Here is a 21,999-nt window from a genome sequence, read left to right as displayed (position 1 = left end):
CAAGTTCAGTTAAATCGATATTGGTGAATCAACTGGGTGAAGTATGTGATGAAACTGCACAAGAGTATCCACTTATTCATGAGAAATCCGGTTATAGTGAACAAAATCCAGAAGAATGGGTTAATCAAACCGTTAAGTCGTTGAAGGAATTAACGGTTCGTTCTGGTGTTTCTGCTTCCGATATCGAAGGGATTAGTTTTTCTGGACAGATGCATGGACTAGTCTTACTTGACGATAATATGCAGGTGCTTAGGAATGCAATTCTTTGGAACGATACACGCACGACCCCTCAATGTCAGCAAATTATTCAGGAATTCGGAGATACGGTACTTGCCGTTACGAAGAATGCGGTTCTGGAAGGATTCACCCTGCCAAAGCTTTTGTGGGTTCAGCAGTATGAGCCAGAATTATTTGCAAAAGCAGCGGTATTTATGCTTCCTAAAGATTATCTGCGTTTCCGACTAACGGGTGCCATACACATGGACTATTCGGATGCGGCCGGCACCTTACTATTGGATGTAATTAATAAAAACTGGAGCGAAGAAATAGCCTCCAAATTTTCAATCCCGCTTTCTATTTGTCCGCCTCTTGTTGAATCGAGTGCGTGTGTTGGAAACTTGATCTCGGAGATTGCTGATCAAACGGGACTGTCCACAGATACCAAAATAATGGCTGGCGGTGCGGATAATGCTTGCGGCGCGATTGGTGCAGGAATAGTATCACCAGGGAAAACTCTGTGTAGTATTGGCACATCTGGAGTTATCTTATCCTATGAGGAAGAAAAAAACCGTGATTTTGCCGGTAAGGTTCATTTCTTCAACCATGGAAAGGAAGATGCCTATTATACGATGGGGGTGACACTTTCTGCCGGACAGAGTTTAAAATGGTTTAGAGAAACCTTTGCAGATGGAGAGACATTTGAGGAATTAACAGCAGGATTAGGAGAATTGCCGATTGGGTCAGGCGGTCTGTTATTTACTCCTTATTTATATGGAGAGCGGACGCCTCATGCTGATTCTTCCATACGTGCTAGTTTTATTGGGATGGATGAGACGCACACAAAGAAACATTTTGCTAAGGCTGTTATGGAGGGAATCACCTTTTCACTTCAGGAATCGCTGGAAATTTTCCGAAGCCAAGGAAAAGAGATTGAATCAATTGTTTCTATAGGCGGCGGTGCAAAGAATCCAGTTTGGCTGCAAATGCAGGCTGATATTTTTAACGCACGAGTGTTGACGCTTACGAGTGAACAAGGGCCTGCAATGGGAGCAGCGATCTTAGCAGCTGTTGGTTCAGGTTGGTTCCATACGATTGAAGATTGTTCAAAAACATTTATTGGAACAGCATCTATATACGAGCCGAATCCTGAGGCGGTTATCCGTTATCAAGAGTTGTTCGCTGTCTATCAAAATGTGTACGGTAAAACCAAGGAGATATGTGCAACTCTGCAAAATTTCAAGGGACAATAAATATAGAATGGAGGTTTCGAAATGTCTAGTTATATTAAAGAAAGTCAGTATCTTGGTGAAAAAGCAATCGTATTTGGAAATAGTCAGCTAGAAGCAGTACTTTTACCTGGATTAGGCAGTAATCTAATATCGTTAAAATTGAAATCAAAGGACGCTGACTTATTACGGGTACCTGAAAGTAAGGCTCAGTATGAAAAAAATCCAGTACTCTATGGTATGCCAATCCTTTTTCCGCCAAACAGAATAGACAGTGGCATGTTTACATATGACGGCCAAACCTACCAACTTACTAAAAATGAAGAAAAATATAATAATCATCTGCATGGTTTTTTATATGATAAACCGTGGAAAGTATTGAAACAAGATCGAAATGGTGAAAGTGTTCGTATAGTAACAGAAATCAATAGTGATGACTTTACTAGTATTACGAAACAATTTCCCCATTCATTTTCTGTAAAGATGACGTATACATTAGATGGCGGTGTCCTTTCAACAAACGCAACGATTAGTAACCATGGGACGACGAAGTTTCCATGGGGACTAGGTTATCATACTACGTTTAATTTGCCCATCTCAGCAGACGGGGCTCTTGAGAATTGTACAGTTTCGCTGCCAGTAGATGAACATTGGACGCTTAATGAGCGTATGCTTCCTACTGGGGAAATCCGCAAACTGACAGATGCAGAAGATTTTCAGCAAGGAATCTTGGTTTCTGATAAACTCTTCGATGATGTTTATGGTTATGCCAAGGAATCAGAGCTTGTTAATGAAGCAGTCATTACCGATCATAATGAAGGCATCAGGATCCATTATAAATGTGATCAACGTTTTGGACACTGGGTGCTTTTCAATGGAAATGGAAAAGACTTAAGCGGTTTTGTCTGCCCAGAGCCATATACATGGGTTACGGATGCACCAAATGTAGATTTGCCTGATTCAGTAACGGGATTCCGTGAATTGAAACCAGGAGAAGAAGTGAACTTGATTAGTGAGCTGATTGTCGATACATTTTAGGGGTTGAGTCTTATAAAGAAAAAAACTGTTACCTTCGCGGGTAAACAGTTTTTTTTCTTTTCTTTAGTCGATAATATAGAGAGTTTGCGTGAGCACATTTATCGACTTTTTCACCAAGAAGTATGAGAATAGAGACTCCTAAGATATAGCAGGGGAAAATATAAGGAGTGTGCAAATAAATGAAATCTAATTATCAAAAGATATTCGAACCATATACCTTTACATCGGGTGTAGAAGTAACAAATCGTATTATGATGGCGCCAATGACCAATTATTCGTCAAAGGACAATGATGAAGTATCGGAATCTGAACTTGCTTATTATAGTGAACGTTCTGGCGGGGTTGGCGCAGTGATTACTGCTGTTGCTTATATCGAAACTGGGGGAAAAGGGTTCCCGGGCCAATTCAGTGCAGCAGATGACAGTTATATTCCAAGTCTGAAAAAGTTGGCAGAGACTATCCAATCTAAAGGCTCGAAGGCAATTCTGCAAATTTTCCATGCCGGAAGAATGAGTCCGCCTGAGTTGCTGCCTGATCAACAATCTGTGTCTGCCAGTGCTGTTGCGGTAAAACAGAAAGGCGCACAAGTACCGCGTGAAATGACTGAATCAGAAATACAGGCAACCATTAAAAATTTTGGTGAAGCAACTAGAAGAGCAATTGAAGCTGGATATGACGGCGTTGAAATTCATGGAGCAAATACCTACTTACTTCAACAGTTTTTCTCTCCTCATTCCAATCGTAGAAATGATCAATGGGGTGGATCTTTAGAAAAAAGAATGGCCTTCCCGCTTGCTGTCATTGCTGAAGTGAAAAAAACTGTTGCAAAGTTTGCGAAACATCCATTTATAGTCGGATACCGTCTATCACCTGAAGAAGGCAGTAATCCAGGAATTACACTTGAAGATACAATGAGTTTCGTTGATACGCTAGCCAATCAAGAACTAGATTATCTGCATGTTTCAGTGATGCATTTCTGGAATGGTTCGTTCCGTGATAAAGATAAATCGGAATCGCGTATTGTAAAAATACATGAAAAAGTTGGCAGTAGGGTTCCAGTTATTGGTGTCGGATCATTGCATACACCTGACGAGGTAGCCGATGCACTAAACACAGGCGTTCCATTTATCGCATTAGGCAGAGAATTACTAATGGAACCAAAATGGGTTCAAAAAGTTGAAGCTGGAGAAGAAGCTACCATCCGGACAACATTGTCCAAACAAGCTCAGCAGGAACTAGTGATACCTGATCCTTTATGGGATAAATTAATAAACGTACCAGGCTGGATGCCTGTCGTAGAATAAAATAGATGCAGCGGATTTATTTCCGCTGTTTTTTTATGTAGAAAGTAGAATTTTTCATTATCTACCTAAACAAAATATGGGTTCCCGTGGTATAGGAAACCCATTTCTGTAGAATAAGAATAAAAATAATTACTAAAATCTTCCAGATTTAAAAATGGCGAAGATCAACCAAAGAAACATGAGTAAGGCAATACATGAACCAATTTCAATCACAGGAAGCTTCCATAGAAGCGAGGCTTGGCCTGAAATGGAAGAACCAATAATTAAGCCGACCATAATGATACTGAAAGCGAGGACGACAATGGCAAAAGATAGTCGATTTGAAATGCGATCCATCTTATTCAAAAATATATTTAACTCAGGAATAGTAATCTCAAGGCGCATTTTGCCTTTTTGAATGGTGGATGCAACCTCACGCAGTTTCTTCGGAAGATCGGCAAGAATTTCTGTATACTCAGTAAGATGCTCCCAAGCGTTGGCGGCAATTTTCTTTGGATTATACCGTTCTTTTAATAATTGCTTGCCAAAGGGTTCGGCTGCATTCATAATACTGAAATCTGGATCCAGCATTTCAACAAGGGCCTCCACGGTTAAGAGAGCTTTTGCCAACATGGTTAATTCAGCAGGAATCATGATTTGATGTTTGTAGGCTACTGACAGCAAATCAGTTACTGCGCCGCCAAGACTGATTTGACTTAGGGGAACATCATAATACTTGTCCCTTAATTCATCTATATCTACTTGTAACGCAGACATGTCTGTTTCAATTGGAATAACACCCATTTCCGAGATGGCTTTAATAATTCCGTTCGTACTGCCGCTCTTCATAGACAAGGCAAGTAAGGCAAATTGATTCTGCATGTTTGCAGAAAGTCGTCCAACCATACCAAAGTCCATCCAGACAATACGATCACCTGGCAGGATGACAATATTTCCTGGGTGCGGATCACCATGAAAAAAACCTTCAATGAGTATTTGATGAAGCATTGAATGGGCAATTCGTTCGGCAATTACTTTTCTGTTGTACCCTTCTTCTTCGAGTCTAGACAAGTTGTTGACTTTTACACCGTTTATGTATTCCATTGTCAGGACTTTAGCAGTTGTATGGCTCCAATAAACACGTGGAACCTTAATTGTCTCATCTTCAGATGAAGGTCGAGATATTTTTTCACTATTGCGTCCTTCTGTTTGATAATCAAGCTCCAGTGACAGTGATTTCGAAAACTCTTCGATAATTTCTCTCAGTTGATAACGTTTGGCTCGTTCAATACGAGACTCCATAATACGAGCCAAATCATCAAGTATTTCAAGGTCTGTTTTCACTAAAGGCCGAATATGCGGACGCTGGATCTTAACGGCGACACGTTCATTCGTATGCAGTCTTGCCATATGAACCTGCCCAATAGAGGCCGTCGCCAGTGGTTTATCATCAAATTCAACATATAAATTTTCGAGATCGTCACCCAATTCTTCCTCAATAATCTGACGAACTTGCTGAAAACTGAAGGGGGAAACTTGGTCTTGCAATTTTTCCAGTTCAAAAATAATGTCTTCGGGTAATATATCACGTCGAGTACTTGCCATCTGTCCTAACTTTACAAAGGTTGGGCCCAATTCCTGAAGCATCAGCCGCAGTCTTTCACCAGTCGTACGATTTCTTGAGTTTTTATCAGAAATGACCTTTTTTTGAAAAGGAAGACGCTCCAGTAAGCCCAAGTCTTTTATTAGAAAGCCAAAGCCGTTCCTTAAAAAAGCACTGATAATTTCCTGATAGCGCTGTGCATGCTTCATCCGCTTTCCTATCATATGAACCCCTCCTTACACGATTATTGGAGTCTTTGCTCTAACAGCTCAATTCTCCGTTTTAATGCATCAACTTCATTCTGAGAGGCAAGGTTCAAATCCTTGAGTACCGTGGCAACGAGTGATGTAACTTGATGGTCAAGATCGCGCTTGGCTTGGCTGCTCTTTTCGGTTAACTGTTCAAGCAAATCTTTTGATTCAGCCCGGCTAAGCTCTCCCTTAGCAACGAGGTCCTCGAAGACCTTTTCCATCTGCTCTTTGGTCGTTACGGCAGCTCCTACACCTAAAGAAAAAATCTGACTAAGCACGTTTTTCATTGAAATTCCTCCTCTAGTTTCTTTCTTAAATCATACAACATTGAGCAGACCGTACCAAATTAAAAGCAAGAATAAATAGAAGTTATCCATTTTCTGTTTTTAATTATTTTTATTAGATTAGAATTATTATTGTTTATTTATTGGGTTGATTATGATAATATGAATATAGAAAAACGAATGAATTTCCATATAACTGTTTCACTAGTGCTGTCTTCGTTCCTTGAACGAAAGCAGCCTTTCCTACTTTTTGAATAGAATGAAGTTGATTATCTTTCTCAATTAGATATCTTTCAAATGAGAATGAGTTTCATCTAGATGAATGATTGAACACTACTGGAGGGAAAATGATGATTGAGGAATCAAAAGCGCTTAGACAGAATGAAATTAGTGAGGCTTCTATTCTGGATAAACTTAAACCACATATTGAACTTATTGCCGCTCTTTTTAGCGGTGTATTAATTGTTATAGGCTTGATATTAGCTAAAGCTGACATGGAGACATCTTCGATTGTTATCTATCTGTTAGCTTTCGTTATTGGCGGATACGCCAAAGCGAAGGAGGGTATTGAAGATACAATAGCAGATAAGCAATTGAATGTTGAAATGTTGATGATCCTTGCCGCAGTGGGTTCTGCCATCATTGGCTACTGGACAGAAGGTGCTATATTAATCTTCATATTTGCCTTAAGCGGTGCATTAGAAACTTATACAATGAACAAAAGTCATAAAGAAATTTCAGCTTTGATGGATTTGCAGCCAGAGGAAGCTCTTCGCATAAATAATGGCTTTGAAGAAAAAGTAGCCGTTTCTGCTTTAGCTGTAGGTGACTTAATTCTGGTTAAACCTGGGGAACGTGTACCGTCTGATGGTGTAATTACAGAAGGGAAAACGAATCTGGATGAAGCCGCAATTACAGGAGAATCTTTTCCTGTCAGTAAAAGCTTGAAAGATGAAGTATTCGCTGGAACTGTTAATTTACGAGGAACCATTACTGTAGAAATTACTAAGCCTAGCAGTGAAACGTTGTTTCAAAAAATTATTCTGCTTGTTCAATCTGCACAAAGTGAAAAATCACCTTCACAGCTTTTTATTGAACGCTTTGAAGGTACTTATGTGAAAGTTGTCTTGGCCGTTGTTGCCTTAATGATGTTCCTGCCGCATTTCGTTTTAGGGTGGAGCTGGACAGAAACATTCTACCGTGCAATGATCCTGCTCGTTGTCGCGTCTCCGTGTGCACTGGTCGCGTCCATTATGCCAGCTACCTTATCCGCTATCTCCAACGGTGCTCGTCATGGAATTTTAGTCAAGGGCGGTGTCCATCTCGAAAATCTTGGGTCTATGCAGGCAATAGCTCTTGATAAGACAGGAACGCTAACCAAAGGAAAACCAGAAGTAACAGATGTTGTTGTTCGTGAAGATCTTTCAGAGGCTGATTTTTTATTCACAGTCGCGTCTGTGGAAAAATATTCGAACCATCCATTGGCAGCTTCGATTGTACGATATGCCAAGACTAAAATAGATAAACCGCTCATTAAGCCTGAAAATATGGAAGATATTTCAGGATACGGTGTACAGGGCATGATAAACGGAGTACTTTGGAAAGCAGGCCGAGCCGAATTTGTTGGGGGTTTCGAAGCGGAACAATTTCAAAATGGAATTGGACAAAAGCTTGCAGAACAAGGGAAAACCGTAGTCTATGTTAGAGATGAACAGGGCATTGCCGGTATCATAACACTTAAAGACGTTGTTCGAGATACCACAATTGCAGCGATTGATGCTCTTCGTAAAGAGGGGATTCGTACGGTTATGCTTACCGGAGATGGTGAAAAAACAGCGAAAGTAATTGCTGCTGAAAGTCACATAGATATGTATATTTCTGGGTGTTTACCGGAGACGAAGGTTGATGAAATTAAAAAGTTAATGGAACAGTTTGGTACCGTGGCAATGGTTGGTGACGGCATCAATGATGCCCCAGCGCTGGCAACCGCGTCTATCGGGATTGCAATGGGGGAAGGAACTGACGTTGCACTCGAAACAGCAGATGTCGTATTAATGAAAAATGATTTGCCGCGCATTGCTGAAGCAGTTAAATTATCAAAGAAAATGAACAGAATCATCAAACAAAATGTTGTGTTTTCTATATTAGTTATTATGGTTTTGATTGCTTCTAATTTCCTTCAGTTTCTTGATTTACCATATGGAGTTATTGGACATGAAGGAAGTACAATTTTAGTTATCCTCAATAGTCTGCGCTTATTAAAAAATTAATACCAATAAAAAATGCTGATCAGAAATCATGATCAGCATTTTTTTATTGCATTTGAAAAAACGACCATACTGTATACCAGTCATGATCGCTGCAGCTTATGTATACTTATTGTTCATAATTGATAGGTACTACGTTCATCCCGACCATCTTAGCTGCCAAGTAACGGCGATAGCCATTTGTTAGGACATTAGTATCTTTATTTATTGTTATAGGTTCATCTAAATTACCGGTCCGAACAACATAATCCATAACTTCCTTGGTTTTGTCATCACTAGGATGTGAATGCAAGAATTCCTCGGATACTATAATCTCTTCTAATGATATAAATCCTTCTGTTCCAACTGGTTTCAAGTTTACCACCTCTTCTTACTATTAATTATATACGCTAATAGATGAAAATGACCTTTCAAAATAAAAATAATCAAAATTTTTGACTTTTTATGAAGTGGAAGATTCACAATTACTGGTTTTTAGACTAGAATGAACTATTTATAAAATAATTTGTCTACCCAGCACATTCAGATTATGAGAAGGTTTAATTATAATGATATAATATTATTATTTCATAAACTGGTGAAATATATAAGAAATAGGTTTTTTAATTAGAAATGTACTAAATAATAGGTATAAAAAAAGAATATGGTGAAAGATAGTATAATTGACGTTATTGGCAGTAAGTGATATTATTATATTGGTATAATAATATGATTTGTGTGAAGAATTTCACGTATTACAATGAAATCAGCAGGAGGAAATTAGAAATGAAATCAACAGGAATTGTTCGTAAAATCGATGAATTAGGTAGAATCGTTATCCCTAAAGAATTACGCCGTACACTTGGCATTATGGAGAAGGATCCATTGGAAATATATGTTGAACAAGAACGTATTATCCTAAAGAAATATCAACCAAACATGACATGCCAAATTACTGGGGAAACGTCTGATAATAACCTTAAATTAGCGAACGGGTCTTTAATTTTAAGCCATGAAGGTGCAGAACTTCTAATTAAAGAAATTCAAGCAAACTTCGAAGCTTCTAAATAAACAATAATACAGATAAATAAATAGGATTGATGTTTAAAGTGATATGATTATTGATATTGCTTTTCTTTTTGTTCCATCAGGCATTTATTGTCTAAAGAGAAACCCCAAAGGTTTGGATAATTCACTATCCGAACTTTTGGGGTTTCTCTTTTTCTTTACTATTCGTTAAGCAGACACATCACGCTTCACGAAGGCTACAAAAGCGATAACCATAAAGATAAAGAAGTAGATAGCCAGCATAATCACAGAGAAGGTCATTGTCATGCCATCAATAAGACTTGAGCCATTAATATATTGACTTAGATTAATATTGGCAAATATAAGGTATTTTGCCCAATCATAGTAAGCGCCGATTATTCCGGTAATAATATTACCTGATAATAAAAAGAAGATTGCTAGTCCGATAGCAAGTGAACTGTTACGGAATGCAGCCGAAATCATAAAGGCTAGTGTCGTAAACATGAGCAGTCCCACTGACTCTAAGCCATATTCAATAAGTAATTGAATAATAATATTACGTTCGACTATTTCACCATTAACGTATGCCAAGTAAGGCTGGGTACCTTCAAACCCAAAGAAAATAGAACCGAATAGAAAGCTTGAGACGAATAGGATGCTAATCATGAACAAAGCAAATAATAAAACGGTTATGTATTTACTAAGCAAGATCTTTACACGGTTGATAGGGCGGATTAGCAATAATTTGATGGTACCCCAACTAAATTCATTTGCAATGATACCTGCCGCAATAATAATCGTAAAGAGAGCGACGAACGATATAAAACTCACTGCATCTGTCATGAAGTCCCAGACATTATATGTCGCGTTTGGTGGTAGATTATGATCAATCCGATATTGGTTTTCAGCAATATACGGCTTCATCATTTCGTCATCTGCGTAATTTTTATTCTCTTCTGTAAGTGTTACTTTCCAAGCCCCGTTTTCGCTATTCGTATCCGGTTTATCGAAGAAATATAACGCAATGGCTGTACCGAGCACCAGAAGGAGTGTAATACCAATCATGATGTACGTTGCTTTTCGTTTGAATATCTTAATCCATTCATTTGCTAAAAGGCCCATTATGCAACGCCCCCTTTATTACCAGTTATCTCTAGGAATTTATCTTCTAGAGTTTTATTAATAGGCGCTGCTTCATAGATTTCACAGTTGTTTTCAACGAGTGTTTTAATAATATTCGGCATATTAATAGAAGTCCCAGTAATCTCAATAGACCGTTTTCCTTGAGTAATAACCGCGTCGGTAAAAGATGCTTGCAGGATAGTTAATGCTGTAGAAATGGGTCTTGCATCGATCAAATAACTTTTATTATCTTCAGTCATCATATCGTTAACGTTTTGGACATCAATCATCCGACCGTTTTGGATAATGCCGATTCGGTCACACATCATTTCCATTTCAGCTAATAAATGACTGGAGACGATAACCGCCATATTTTCTTCGCGGGCAAGCATCTTAATATAATCCCGAATTTCACGTATACCAGAAGGATCCAAGCCATTTGTTGGTTCATCGAGTATTAATATCTTCGGCCGGTGGAGTAATGCTTGCGCAATACCTAAACGCTGCCTCATACCCAGTGAGTATGTTTTGACTTTTTCTTTTAAACGATCCTGAAGTCCGACCAGTTCGGCCACTTCCATGATTCGTTCTTTAGTTACACCCTTGGTCATTCGGGCATATTGCTTTAGATTATCAAGACCTGACATAAACTTATACATTTCTGGGTTTTCCACAATACCGCCTACTTGGGCAATTGCCTTTTCAAAATCTGTGGAAACACTATACTTGCCGATCTTAATATCACCGGAAGTAATCTTCATTAAGCCAACCAGCATTCTGATTGTGGTTGTTTTTCCCGCACCATTAGGTCCAAGAAATCCAAACACTTCTCCAGCATGGACGTCAAAGCTGATATTATCAATAATCAGCTTTTTGCCAATTTTCTTCGATACATTCGATAAGGTTATTACTTTCTCCAAACTGACACTCTCCTTTTTTCCTCTTACAACATATGTGTTATTTAAAGGTAATATATGTAAGACTTACCCGTAAATTCTAGCATGTTACAAACTATCTGTCTAATAAACACAGAAATAACTATCTAAAGTATAAAGGGGAGTTTGTCCACACAATCTCTACCTAGCCTGAATGTTGAAACTGGAATGGGTGTGGGGTTCACTTGTCCAGTTAGTTCGTAGCTGACAGGACTTAAACTCACACTTGCGCACTTGCATCAACATGGAAAACTGTTTGGAAATAGTGATTGTTCATCATTTTCAAGCTGATTCCATCAAGATCCACCCAAATTACAGGTCCATTTACTCCGCAGCGTATACGCCAGATGTAGACAAGTTCAGGTGAATTCGGCGAAATCATATTAATAGAAAAGAAGGTTGGAGAGCTCCACCCGATTGACCTTTTAATTCGATCGCAGCTGCTTAGGTGAGTGTGATTGATAGAGTTGTAATTGGGGTTTCGTGATTTGTCACTGTTAATAAACACGGGGAGGGTAGAGGATTGGACTCTCAGGAAGAAACCAGAAATAAGTCTGAAAAAAACCCACTTTTGGAAGTGGGTTTTTAGCATTACTTATCGGGTGTTGAATCAACATGTTCGATGTCTTTTTGTAGAAGAAAATAAGCCAACACGCCGGATAAAAGTGATCCGCCTGCGGCTATTAATATACGCCATTGAAGGTCTACCGCTGAGTGATCCTTTTGAAGGATCCATATCGCTAGGACTGCAACAACTATCATTACAACGAAAATAGTTTTGAAACGTTTCATGAAGGCCTCCCATGTTTATGTACTTCCATTATCATATCATATCGCATGAACCTATAAATGCTATTGTGTGATCTGGAAGAATGGATAATCAAACAGTAAATGATTTGATTTGATATTTCCTTAATCGATATTGGAGACTTTGTCTGCTTATTTGTAATGCTTTAGCAGCTTGCGAGACATTGAAGTGATACTGCTTTAGTACATTTTCCAAATATAATTTTTCAGTGGTTGAGAGATAGTCTTCAAGTGAACGTAAGGGTTCAGAAACTTCTTCATGGTGATTGGTTTTAGCAGGAACTTTCTTTTTATATAAAATGGGCAGATGTGAGGTTTGAATGGTTTTATCCGTGGGTTCTAATAAATTCATCGCGCCTTCAATAATGTGTTCAAGCTCTCTTACATTTCCCGGCCATTCATAATCATAAAAAAGAGAGTGGCTCTCCTCACTGAGATCTTCAATTGTTAAATCGAACAAATCATTAAATTTCCTTATAAATGAATGTGCCAGCAGGTGGATATCTTGTTTGCGTTCTCTAAGCGGAGGGATAAATATTGTGACCACACTTAGACGGTAATACAGATCTTTTCGTAAATGACCGTTTGCAATGGCTTCTAATGGATCTTCATTTATCGTTGCAATAATCCGAACATCAATATCTATGTCCTTCGTATCACCTACTCTGCGAATGGTTCGTTCTTGGATCGTACGCAGTAGTTTTGCCTGTAATTGAGGATTCAGTGAGTTGATTTCATCTAGAAGAATAGTTCCGCCATGTGCTTGTTCAAATAAACCAGGACGTTCAATGGAACCAGTAAACGCACCTTTCTTTGTACCAAAAAGGATACTCTCGATTAAACTATCTGGAAGAGCAGCACAGTTCTGACTAATAAACGGCATAGCAGATCGATTACTGCCATTATGTATGCTCTGGGCAAATAATTCTTTTCCTGTCCCTGTTTCACCCACAATGAGAATGGATGAGGCTGTTCTAGTTGAACGTTTACTTTGTTCAATGACAGCTAAGAAATTCTCACTTTCTCCAATAATACTTTCGAAGGTATATTTCGTTTCGCCTTTATTTAATAGAGTATCTTTGATTAATCGTTCAAGATTGGAGATGTCCTTAGCTGCTTCAATTGCTCCGATCACTTTTTTGTCTTGATTGAAAATTGGAATAGTATTATTTATGGTAGTGATCTCTTGTCCACGGTTATTAAAGTAAGTTTGTTTAGAGTTTTTGGTTTCTTGACCATGATGGAGAGCACGAATTAATGTACTTTCTGTTTCTTTATGGAACTTAAAAACTTCAGGGATTTTCTTCATTAATACATCCTCTGAAGACATGCCTTCGATTTCACTCATTTTCTTATTGTAAATAATGGTTCGTCCATTTTGATCGATTATATGTATGCCAATATCAATCACATCTGTTAGTGAATATAAGATAGAATGATAATCTTCATTATCTAAAAACATTGAATCCCCCCTTATTTATAGTAAATAGTGTAAATCAATAATATTATTGGTGCAATATTTCTTTGCACGTATGCACCAATTTTTGCACCCTCCCTGCAAAAACTCTTTGCAGGGAGGGTGATTACGTCATGGTTTAAAGTGTTTTATGTTGGCACAAATCTTGCAATATTTATAGTGAAAGAAACATGATGGAGGGATTTGTATGAGAACGAAAACAGAAAAAGTAATCGAGCAAACAGAGCAATACGGTGCGAATAACTATAATCCGCTCCCAATCGTTATTACAAGGGCCGAAGGTGTATGGGTGGAAGATCCTGATGGAAATAAGTATATAGATATGCTAAGTGCTTATTCAGCTGTGAATCAAGGACATAGACATCCGAAAATTATCGAAGCTTTAAAAAATCAAGCAGATCGTGTGACATTGACATCTCGTGCGTTTCATAATGATCAGCTGGGTCCATGGTATCAAAAAATAGCCCAACTGACACAAAAGGATATGGCGCTGCCAATGAATACGGGTGCTGAAGCAGTAGAAACAGCAATTAAATCTGTTAGACGCTGGGGATATGACGTGAAAGGGATTGCTGAGAATCAAGCGGAGATTATTGCTTGTACAGGTAATTTCCATGGCCGGACGATGGCCGCTGTGTCACTGTCTTCGGAGGAAGAATATCAAAGAGGTTTTGGCCCAATGCTGCCAGGAATTAAGCTGATTCCATACGGTGATTTGGAAGCATTGAAAGCAGCAATTACGCCTCAAACGGCTGGATTTTTAATTGAACCAATTCAAGGTGAAGCTGGAATCATTATTCCTCCTCAAGGATTTTTAAAAGCAGCCTTTGAACTGTGCAAAGAAAACAATGTTTTATTCGTTGCCGATGAAATCCAATCTGGACTTGGACGCTCAGGGAAAACCTTTGCTTCAGACTGGGATGAAGTAACCCCTGATATGTATATTTTAGGGAAAGCGCTGGGGGGTGGAGTATTCCCCATTTCGTGTGTTGCTGCAAATCGTGAAATTCTTGGCGTGTTTAATCCTGGTTCTCATGGTTCGACATTTGGTGGTAATCCCTTAGCCTGTGCTGTTTCCATTGCTTCTCTTGAAGTACTTGAAGAAGAAAAGCTTGCCGAACGTTCATTAGAACTTGGAGAGTATTTTATGAAACGCTTACAGGAAATTAAGAGTCCTAAGATCAAAGAAATTCGGGGCAGAGGCTTATTCATCGGGGTAGAATTAACTGAAGAAGCAAGACCTTATTGCGAACGATTAAAAGAGTTACATGTACTATGTAAAGAAACCCATGATACAGTGATTCGTTTTGCTCCGCCGCTGACCATAACAAAAAAAGAGCTGGACTTTGCTATTGATCAAATTAAACAAATATTATCATAAGAAGAATTCTATATCGGAAAAGGGAAGACTTTTCAGAACTTTTTTAGTTAGAAGAGGTGATTCGATACCCGAGTTACTCTCTTTTTTTTTGCTGCTAATACCCGCAGAAATTACATGGTAAATGTATTTATCAGTGAAACCTAATCGTTTCTTGATTAACATTTGTTTACATGATAATATTGCAAACGACATGTATGAGAACAGTAAATACTTCAAAGCAGAATAAGGCTTGAAGCAATAATTTTTTACATTCTAGCATCCTTAAGGGATTGTAATCGGAGGATGAATGATGAATGAACTAGAAAAACATCATATAGAGGAGAAACGTATTAATGCGTTGAAACGATACGAGATACTTGATACACCTCCAGATGGTGCATTTGATAGAATTACTGCACTTGCTTCACAACTACTAAAAACCCCTATTGCCATAACTAGTCTTGTCGACAGTGATCGCATTTGGTTTAAATCTCATCATGGGATTGATATGGATCAAATTGATCGTGAACCTGGACTTTGTGCTTCTGCTATTCTTAGTCATGATCCGTATATTTTAGAAGACGCCAGTATCGATCCACGTTCGCTAGCTAATCCTTTGGTTGCAGGTGAAATGGGTTTTCGTTTTTATGCAGCAGTCCCACTGACCACGCAGGATAATCAAAATCTTGGCGTATTATGTATAATTGATTTTGAACCGCGGACGATTACAGAAGAAGAGGTAGCAATTTTAAAAACACTCGCACAAATCGTAATGGATGAGATGGAGCTGCGTTTAGCTTCACGAAACATTGATAAACTTAATCAGGAGAAATCTGATTTATTAGCCCTCCTTAGTCATGAAATCAGAACGCCTATGAATGGGATTATGGGAATGACAGAATTGCTGCGATCTACTGAATTAACACATGAACAGGTAGAATATGCAGAGGTTATTGAGACAAGTGGGAAATCCCTACTTACAACATTGAATCATATCTTAGATTTTTCAAAATTAGGTTCAGGTCAAATGAAAATGAATCTTCAACCTTTTGATATCCGTGCTTGTGTAGAACGAGTGATCCAACAATATGTTCCCGAAACTGAAAAAAAACAAATTTTAATTGAAAGTTTCATCGATTCTGCTATCCCATTAGTATTATTGGGAGACGATTATAAAATTCGGCAAATTCTTCATAACGTAGTTGGAAATGCTGTAAAGTACACGAAACATGGAAGGATAACTATTACGGTTACCTTAATTTTAAATAATGATCCTCCTGAATGCGTCACATTACTCTTCACAGTAAAGGATACCGGGGTGGGGATTGAAAATGACCAAGAAGCAACATTGTTTGAAGCATTTCCTAAAGTGAAAAATGGATATAGAGAACAGCAAAGAGGAAGTCAACTCGGTCTTCCTATCTGTAAGCAGCTGGTTGAAATGATGCTTGGAAGTATCTGGCTTGAAGAATCAACCAATAAAGGTTCAACCTTCGCCTTTGAAATTAAAGTATCTCATCTAAAATAGGAATTTTTATAGAAAAAAAGAAGAAGTTGTCTAATTAGGTTATCTTCTTCTTTTTTTTCATTTACTGATCTATGTAAAGAATAGTTCTTTCGACCTTTTACCATACTAGTTGTTGTTCACCTATTACGTTTAAGAGGAGGAATATGTATGGAGCAAAATCAACAAGAACAAATTCATCAAAATATGCAAACAGGTGCTGTGCCCCCGCAAATGAATCATGGGGGTCATGAGTTATTTGATGTACACGAAGTCCTAACTGGGACAATTAATACATTAAACTTGTATACCTTGTTACGCCAACATATTAAAGATCCAGAGTTAAAGGATATTCTAGATCGTCAGTATCAGTTTATTCAAGAGGAATATAACATATCTATAGAGTGCTTTAAGACAGGAATGGATCCGTCTAAACCGACACAAAGTTATAAAATGAAACAAGGTAATGATTTTATTTATGGACTTAAGCCGTCACAGCCAAAGAAACCAATACAATCAGTGTCTGATATTACTGATGAATGTATTTCGAGTCTTATGCTAGGAGAAGTCAAAGCAGGGGCATCTTTGAAAGCTATGTCAACGTTAGAACTTACAAATCCAGTGGTTCGCCGCGTTTTTGCTGATTCTGTTCCAAACTGCATAGAGATGGCTTATGAGATATCACTATATCAAAACAAACATCATTATTATCAAGTTCCACAGCTTGCCCCTGCGGATATTCAACAAATGGTAAATGGATTTGCACCAGCACAGTCTCAGCCGCCGATGCCTCATTAATTCTACGAAAAGACAACAGAGTGGTTTAACAGTCCTTAGGGATTGTTAAACCATAAGATATTCTTTTTAATGCTATGAAAAGCTGTTCCTTCATATTGAAATAAAATGTAAGCGCATTCACTAACTTAATGAAAATACATAAAAAAACTATACGTTCAATATAATCAATTTATAAACTATAGCTATAGGGGGAGATTTTATGAAGGATTATATATTTATACTTGATTACGACATCGAACAACAGGAGATTATTATTGAAGCAACTGGAATGATGGATGCCATAAAGAAGGTCAAAGATTTTCAAAGGCAAAAGAAATTAGGGAACCAAGCCAAGATTTTATTTAAAGGAATCGTTTATTAAATCATGTTTAAAGGGGAATAAGTATGTCACAAGCAGCAAAATAAACAAGGCTGATTCCAAGTGGGAATCGCATTTTTATTTTGCTGAAAAAAGTAATGAACTATTGCATAATAAAAGAAGATAATCAAGGGAGGGAATAGAAATGAGTTTGACAATAGTTAAAGGCCAAAAAATGGATTTGACAAAGAATCATTCAGATAGAGAATTAGTAGATGTGAAAATGACATGGCATTCAGGAAAAGATATGGAGATTGATGCATCTGCTTTTATGATTGGTGAAAAGGGGGAAGTTGTCAGGGAAGAAGATTTTGTGTTTTATGGACAACCTGTCTCTAGCTGTGGTTCGGTACGATTAGAGTATTTAGAGAAGCCTCATTTTGTCATTAACCTACCTCAAGTGCCGTTGGATGTTCAAAAGATTGTCTTTACGCTGACCATTGATCAACCTGAAGCAACGGGGAATATATTTGCAAATGTATCAGAGATTGAGATGCAAGTTATTAATGATAAGACAAAGGACGTGTTAACAACTTTTCCAATCACGTACTCTTTTACTAATGAAAATGCTATTGTTCTTGGTACTTTGTATCGTCATGCGGGAGAATGGAAGTACGAGGCAGTAGGTGCAGGTTATTTTGGCGGGTTAGCGGATCTTTGTACTGAATACGGCGTTGAAGTTGGTGAGCCCTCCACAGAACCCGTTAAGAAGGAGAGTCCTCCACAGCAAATGAGTACCGTTTCTTTATTAAAAAAGAAAGTTCGAATTGTGCTTGAGAAAAAACAAATACAACATGTTACAGCCAAAGTAGGTTTGGTTTTAGATATTAGCGGCTCGATGAGGAAACTTTATAATGATGGCACAGTCCAAAAAGTTGTTGAACGAATTTTAGCAGTTGCTAGTCAATTTGATGATGACGGGGCGTTGGACGTTTGGATTTATGACAATGAATTTACCCGTTTGCCTCAAGTAACGGAAAAAGACTTTTCAGGTTATGTGAATGAACAGATTTTGACGAATGATACAATTCATAAATTCGGGAGAAATGATGAACCCAAAGTTATGAAAGATGTTATGCAAAAATATCTTAAAGAAGAGCCAAGTGAGCTGCCTGTATTCCTAGTATTTATTAATGATGGCGGCTGTAAATCAGGCATTAAAAAGTTCATTGTAGGATCTTCGGACAAGCCAATTTTTTGGCAGTTTGTTGGCGTTGGTGATGCCAATTTTGATGTTTTAAGAAAATTAGATACAATGGAAGGCAGAGTGGTCGACAATGCCAATTTCTTTCATTTCATGAATATTGAAACAGTATCGGATGAAGAACTGTACGAACAGCTATTAAACGAATTTCCAATGTGGTTAAAAGAGGCTAAACAAAAAAGTGTATTAAAATGAGTGGTAGAAAAAAGGGGAATGAACAAAAGTTCATTCCCCTTTTACTAGTCATTCTGTTTAATTTTTCATGGATTTATAATGATGAACGACTGTTCTTGCTATTTCATCATTTTCGTCTAAGTTACTAATTTCTTTTAAAACATGGAATACTCCATGTTCTTGGATCATCGCTTGAATGGTTACTGCTTCGGGATCATCTTGACAATCAAAGTGCAGGGCTGCAGCCATTGCTTTGGCAAGATAGTCAAAGCTGAGGCCGGCTTTTTGTGCTTGGACTGCTGGTCGTACTAGTCTATCTTCTGGACCAAGCTTACGTATAGGTGAGCGGCCTACTCTTGTTACTCCATCGTTTAAATAGGGGTTCTTAAAGCGTTGAATAATTTTATTAATGTACTTTTCATGTTCGTCTGGATTCAAATTATACTGCTTAATTAAATAGGCTCCCGTTTCATTCAATGTGGCTTTAACCTGTTGCAGGACTTCAGGATCTGCTAATGTTTCATCAATTGTAGCTTTATTTGATAGATAACCGAGATAGGCTATAACAGCATGTCCAGTATTAACCGTAAACAGTTTTCTTTCAATAAAAGGCGCTAACTCTTCTACAATGGTCATGCCTTCAACATGAGGAATGGTATCTTTTGTTTCGACCACCCATTCATAATAGGATTCAACAAGAACATCAAGAGATCCTTTTGTATTCTGAATGGGAACAATCCGGTCTACTGCTGAATTAAAGAAGGACACTTTATCTTGCATGGCTGTTTTTGTTTCTTCATCCAGATGTTCTAAGATGAAATTTTTCAATATGTCAGTAGCTGAAATTTGGTTTTCACAAGCAATAATATATATTTTTTCGTCCGATGCCTTAACTCTTTCTGTTATTCCTTTAGCAATTAATGGCGCAATATGCGGCAGGATGTTAGGTCCGATAGCAGTGGTAAGGTATGTCGCAGTTTTTATTGCTTCGATTACGTCTGTTTCTTGTGTCATATTATTAAGACCAGAGACATGATCAATTTTGGTAGCTTCTCCTTGCTCAGTTGCCAGCTTTACAAGATAGGTTTTTTCTTGATTTAATTGTTTAATTATTTCATCAGCAATATCTACAAAAGTTACATGATAACCTGACTGGGAAAATAGTGCTCCGATAAATCCTCTTCCGATATTACCTGCACCAAAGTGAACGACTTTTTTCATTTATATCAGTCCTTTATTAGATTATTGTGAAGATACTCTAAGAAAATAGCTTCCAATTTAGATCGAATCATATCCTCATTGGAAGATGAAAATGCTAGTATGGCTTCATCGTTTTCAATTAAACTTGTACTTATAAGACTGAGTATTTCCTGCTCTCTGGCATTCATAATTCTAGGAGCTGCTAAGAGCATTAAATTTTTAATGGGTAGATCTTTTCCATCCATTCCTGTAACTATGCATGGGGTGTTCAAGTGGGTAATCTGGAATATCAATTCATGAACATTTTCATGGCGACAGTGGAAAAGGGCCATGCTTGTTCGTGGAATTCCAAGCCCGCCTAATTTCTCCCGTTCCATAATTTCATGTAAAACTGCTTCAGGCTGAGATAAAAGATGATTTTGATCAGCTGAATGAATCATTTCCAAGATCACCTGCTGATAAGATTCATTCTTCTTTTGATAAACACAGAAATTTTTGAGAATAATTTCTATACTAGATTGTACCTCTTTAATTTCTTTTAAAACGTCAGTGATTGACTGCTTCCGTTTACGCGAATGAATTTTTTCTTTCCCATTCACCATTAAATGATATTTATTTTTTGTAAGAGTATGTAGATTTTTTTGCAGGTAGGTCCTTATTGTTTTTATTTCTTCACTACTCAACAGGGGGCTTACCAGAAGATAATCTACATCCATAAATGGAAGTCTTACAGTAGATATAATGACATCATATTGGTTTAGGTTTACTTGATTTAAATCTTTAATCGATTTTATTTCGACCGTATCTATTTCGATAATCTCTTTTTTTATCCTGCTTGCCAGCATTTTAGACGTTCCAATTCCAGTAGGACAGACCACGAGGGATTTAATCGACATAGCCTCTTCACTTAACAGTAAAGCTGAACCAAAATGCAGAACAATGAAGGCGACTTCATTTTCGGGGAATTCTAAATGAGTGAATTCATTCTCCAAACTGTCCTTTACGGCCATGAACAGTACGGGATACTTTTTTTTGATATCATCTGTTAATGGATTAAACAAATCCATCTTTTGCTGAATCCGAAAAAGAGAGGGCTCCATATGAGCAAGAAGTCCTTGAAAAAGCGAAAAGTCATTTGTTAAATCAATATTAAGCTGTGCCGATATATTTCGAATGACATTTTTAATATGGGATCCGAGTAATACACTATCATCATGAATAGCTTCTGCTGTATGGATTTTAGATCCTTTCAAAGTAACAGCTAATAAAAAAATGTCCTTGGTTGTGAACACGATAGAATATTTTTCTCCGAGTTTTTTACACAACTGTTCCATAATGCTGTATTCTTCTAGTATTTCATTAGGAGGTTGTTCCTCATCATCTTCTAGAAGAAATCCTAGCTTTATTCTTTGCATGGAAATACAAATCGTTATAATGAGCGCAACATAGTCACTATCGGTTAGTTTTGAAGGGCCTTTATAGATGATTTCATTGACTAAACGTTCAGTGATCAGCAGAAAATCTGGTGAAAAATACCCTAAGATCTTATCTTGAAAAACTTCGCTTTTTTCTAAAAGAAATAGAGCTTCAATCAGCTCTTCATTGAAATGCAATAAAAAATAGCCGGCAAGTGCTTTTCTTTTGTTTTTTTCTGTACCATCTAAACTAATGCCCACACCACGTTTTCTTGAAAGAATGACCTGGTAATTCTTCATCCATTCTGTCAATTCGTCCAAATAGGATGTTAAGGTGGTAATACTGATCACTCAATTTTTTTGGGAAAATGCTTGAGAAGGGCTTCGATATTGATGGTGTTATCCCGAACAACGAAGCGATCGTGGCGATGGCTCAAAATGCTTTTGGTATGGAAACAGCTCTAAT

The 21,999-nt window shown here is 37.7% G+C and carries 20 protein-coding genes and 1 pseudogene; 11 read left to right on the top strand and 10 right to left on the bottom strand.

The window, feature by feature from the left end:
- The 3 genes from xylB to AC52RT_RS01825 form a co-directional block, all read left to right on the top strand.
- A partial coding sequence (gene xylB / locus AC52RT_RS01835) for a xylulokinase (RefSeq protein WP_495539168.1) occupies positions 1-1,469 on the top strand: 1,469 nt, incomplete at its 5' end.
- 21 nt (positions 1,470-1,490) lie between these two features.
- On the top strand, positions 1,491-2,483 hold the full coding sequence (locus AC52RT_RS01830; RefSeq protein WP_495539167.1) for an aldose 1-epimerase: 993 nt from the start codon (positions 1,491-1,493) through the stop codon (positions 2,481-2,483).
- A 179-nt stretch (positions 2,484-2,662) separates the two neighbouring features.
- Positions 2,663-3,787 (top strand): NADH-dependent flavin oxidoreductase, encoded by a 1,125-nt coding sequence (locus AC52RT_RS01825; protein WP_495539166.1) that lies wholly within the window; start codon positions 2,663-2,665, stop codon positions 3,785-3,787.
- A 132-nt stretch (positions 3,788-3,919) separates the two neighbouring features.
- On the opposite strand, the gene AC52RT_RS01820 is transcribed toward AC52RT_RS01825, so the two are convergent.
- Both AC52RT_RS01820 and AC52RT_RS01815 read right to left on the bottom strand, forming a co-directional pair.
- On the bottom strand, positions 3,920-5,593 hold the full coding sequence (locus AC52RT_RS01820) for an ABC1 kinase family protein (RefSeq protein ID WP_495539165.1): 1,674 nt from the start codon (positions 5,591-5,593) through the stop codon (positions 3,920-3,922).
- Between the two features lie 20 nt (positions 5,594-5,613).
- Positions 5,614-5,907: a phasin family protein gene (locus AC52RT_RS01815; RefSeq protein WP_495539164.1), complete on the bottom strand. Its 294-nt coding sequence runs from the start codon at positions 5,905-5,907 to the stop codon at positions 5,614-5,616.
- Positions 5,908-6,254: 347 nt separating this feature from the next.
- On the opposite strand from AC52RT_RS01815, the gene AC52RT_RS01810 reads away from it, so the two are divergent.
- Positions 6,255-8,174, top strand: coding sequence for a heavy metal translocating P-type ATPase (locus AC52RT_RS01810; RefSeq protein WP_495539163.1), 1,920 nt, complete (start codon positions 6,255-6,257; stop codon positions 8,172-8,174).
- A 106-nt stretch (positions 8,175-8,280) separates the two neighbouring features.
- Here the strand turns inward: AC52RT_RS01810 and AC52RT_RS01805 are convergent, their stop codons facing one another.
- Positions 8,281-8,526 (bottom strand): ParB N-terminal domain-containing protein, encoded by a 246-nt coding sequence (locus AC52RT_RS01805; protein WP_340848982.1) that lies wholly within the window; start codon positions 8,524-8,526, stop codon positions 8,281-8,283.
- A 410-nt stretch (positions 8,527-8,936) separates the two neighbouring features.
- On the opposite strand from AC52RT_RS01805, the gene abrB reads away from it, so the two are divergent.
- Entirely contained in the window at positions 8,937-9,221 is a 285-nt protein-coding gene (gene abrB, locus AC52RT_RS01800; protein ID WP_340848983.1) for a transition state genes transcriptional regulator AbrB, read from the top strand.
- A 165-nt stretch (positions 9,222-9,386) separates the two neighbouring features.
- Here abrB and AC52RT_RS01795 read toward each other — a convergent pair whose 3' ends face one another.
- The 5 genes from AC52RT_RS01795 to AC52RT_RS01775 all read right to left on the bottom strand — a co-directional run bounded on the left by AC52RT_RS01795 (position 9,387) and on the right by AC52RT_RS01775 (position 13,505).
- On the bottom strand, positions 9,387-10,304 hold the full coding sequence (locus AC52RT_RS01795; RefSeq protein WP_495539170.1) for an ABC transporter permease: 918 nt from the start codon (positions 10,302-10,304) through the stop codon (positions 9,387-9,389).
- Positions 10,301-11,221, bottom strand: a complete 921-nt coding sequence (locus tag AC52RT_RS01790) for an ABC transporter ATP-binding protein (protein WP_495539162.1) — start codon at positions 11,219-11,221, stop codon at positions 10,301-10,303. Before AC52RT_RS01790 ends, AC52RT_RS01795 begins: the two co-directional genes overlap by 4 nt.
- A 235-nt stretch (positions 11,222-11,456) precedes the next feature.
- Positions 11,457-11,618 (bottom strand): hypothetical protein, encoded by a 162-nt coding sequence (locus AC52RT_RS01785; protein ID WP_495539161.1) that lies wholly within the window; start codon positions 11,616-11,618, stop codon positions 11,457-11,459.
- A gap of 209 nt (positions 11,619-11,827) precedes the next feature.
- Positions 11,828-12,028, bottom strand: a complete 201-nt coding sequence (locus AC52RT_RS01780; RefSeq protein WP_495539160.1) for a hypothetical protein — start codon at positions 12,026-12,028, stop codon at positions 11,828-11,830.
- An 88-nt stretch (positions 12,029-12,116) separates the two neighbouring features.
- Positions 12,117-13,505, bottom strand: coding sequence for a sigma-54 interaction domain-containing protein (locus AC52RT_RS01775; protein WP_495539159.1), 1,389 nt, complete (start codon positions 13,503-13,505; stop codon positions 12,117-12,119).
- Positions 13,506-13,707: 202 nt separating this feature from the next.
- Between AC52RT_RS01775 and AC52RT_RS01770 the strand changes: the two genes are divergently transcribed.
- The 6 genes and pseudogenes from AC52RT_RS01770 to AC52RT_RS01745 all read left to right on the top strand — a co-directional run bounded on the left by AC52RT_RS01770 (position 13,708) and on the right by AC52RT_RS01745 (position 18,939).
- The gene (locus AC52RT_RS01770; protein ID WP_495539158.1) at positions 13,708-14,901 is read left to right on the top strand and encodes an ornithine--oxo-acid transaminase; all 1,194 of its coding nucleotides are present in this window, start codon (positions 13,708-13,710) and stop codon (positions 14,899-14,901) included.
- A 289-nt stretch (positions 14,902-15,190) separates the two neighbouring features.
- A complete protein-coding gene (locus AC52RT_RS01765) occupies positions 15,191-16,408 on the top strand; it encodes a GAF domain-containing sensor histidine kinase (protein WP_495539157.1) in 1,218 nt (405 codons plus the stop codon).
- A gap of 147 nt (positions 16,409-16,555) precedes the next feature.
- On the top strand, positions 16,556-17,182 hold the full coding sequence (locus AC52RT_RS01760) for a spore coat protein (protein ID WP_495539156.1): 627 nt from the start codon (positions 16,556-16,558) through the stop codon (positions 17,180-17,182).
- 199 nt (positions 17,183-17,381) lie between these two features.
- Entirely contained in the window at positions 17,382-17,543 is a 162-nt protein-coding gene (locus AC52RT_RS01755) for a hypothetical protein (protein WP_495539155.1), read from the top strand.
- Between the two features lie 142 nt (positions 17,544-17,685).
- Positions 17,686-18,198 (top strand): annotated as a pseudogene (locus tag AC52RT_RS01750) (TerD family protein); the annotation flags it as partial.
- Between the two features lie 72 nt (positions 18,199-18,270).
- A complete protein-coding gene (locus tag AC52RT_RS01745) occupies positions 18,271-18,939 on the top strand; it encodes a vWA domain-containing protein (RefSeq protein ID WP_495539169.1) in 669 nt (222 codons plus the stop codon).
- A gap of 57 nt (positions 18,940-18,996) precedes the next feature.
- On the opposite strand, the gene AC52RT_RS01740 is transcribed toward AC52RT_RS01745, so the two are convergent.
- Complete coding sequence (locus AC52RT_RS01740; RefSeq protein ID WP_495539154.1) at positions 18,997-20,139, bottom strand: mannitol-1-phosphate 5-dehydrogenase; 1,143 nt, start codon at positions 20,137-20,139, stop codon at positions 18,997-18,999.
- A gap of 5 nt (positions 20,140-20,144) precedes the next feature.
- Positions 20,145-21,884 carry a BglG family transcription antiterminator gene (locus AC52RT_RS01735; RefSeq protein WP_495539153.1) on the bottom strand — a complete coding sequence of 580 codons (1,740 nt, stop codon included), beginning with the start codon at positions 21,882-21,884 and terminating at the stop codon, positions 20,145-20,147.
- Positions 21,885-21,999 lie beyond the last annotated feature (115 nt).

It is taken from the genome of Peribacillus sp. (genome assembly GCF_059453735.1).
This window is presented reverse-complemented; position numbering and strand designations above follow the sequence as displayed.

Coding starts and splice junctions, on each gene's coding strand:
- AC52RT_RS01830 (WP_495539167.1), top strand. CDS start 1,491: ATGTCTAGTTATATTAAAGAAAGTCAGTATCTTGGTGAAAAAGCAATC.
- AC52RT_RS01825 (WP_495539166.1), top strand. CDS start 2,663: ATGAAATCTAATTATCAAAAGATATTCGAACCATATACCTTTACATCG.
- AC52RT_RS01820 (WP_495539165.1), bottom strand. CDS start 5,593: ATGATAGGAAAGCGGATGAAGCATGCACAGCGCTATCAGGAAATTATC.
- AC52RT_RS01815 (WP_495539164.1), bottom strand. CDS start 5,907: ATGAAAAACGTGCTTAGTCAGATTTTTTCTTTAGGTGTAGGAGCTGCC.
- AC52RT_RS01810 (WP_495539163.1), top strand. CDS start 6,255: ATGATTGAGGAATCAAAAGCGCTTAGACAGAATGAAATTAGTGAGGCT.
- abrB (WP_340848983.1), top strand. CDS start 8,937: ATGAAATCAACAGGAATTGTTCGTAAAATCGATGAATTAGGTAGAATC.
- AC52RT_RS01785 (WP_495539161.1), bottom strand. CDS start 11,618: ATGATTTCGCCGAATTCACCTGAACTTGTCTACATCTGGCGTATACGC.
- AC52RT_RS01780 (WP_495539160.1), bottom strand. CDS start 12,028: ATGAAACGTTTCAAAACTATTTTCGTTGTAATGATAGTTGTTGCAGTC.
- AC52RT_RS01775 (WP_495539159.1), bottom strand. CDS start 13,505: ATGTTTTTAGATAATGAAGATTATCATTCTATCTTATATTCACTAACA.
- AC52RT_RS01770 (WP_495539158.1), top strand. CDS start 13,708: ATGAGAACGAAAACAGAAAAAGTAATCGAGCAAACAGAGCAATACGGT.
- AC52RT_RS01765 (WP_495539157.1), top strand. CDS start 15,191: ATGAATGAACTAGAAAAACATCATATAGAGGAGAAACGTATTAATGCG.
- AC52RT_RS01760 (WP_495539156.1), top strand. CDS start 16,556: ATGGAGCAAAATCAACAAGAACAAATTCATCAAAATATGCAAACAGGT.
- AC52RT_RS01755 (WP_495539155.1), top strand. CDS start 17,382: ATGAAGGATTATATATTTATACTTGATTACGACATCGAACAACAGGAG.
- AC52RT_RS01745 (WP_495539169.1), top strand. CDS start 18,271: ATGAGTACCGTTTCTTTATTAAAAAAGAAAGTTCGAATTGTGCTTGAG.
- AC52RT_RS01740 (WP_495539154.1), bottom strand. CDS start 20,139: ATGAAAAAAGTCGTTCACTTTGGTGCAGGTAATATCGGAAGAGGATTT.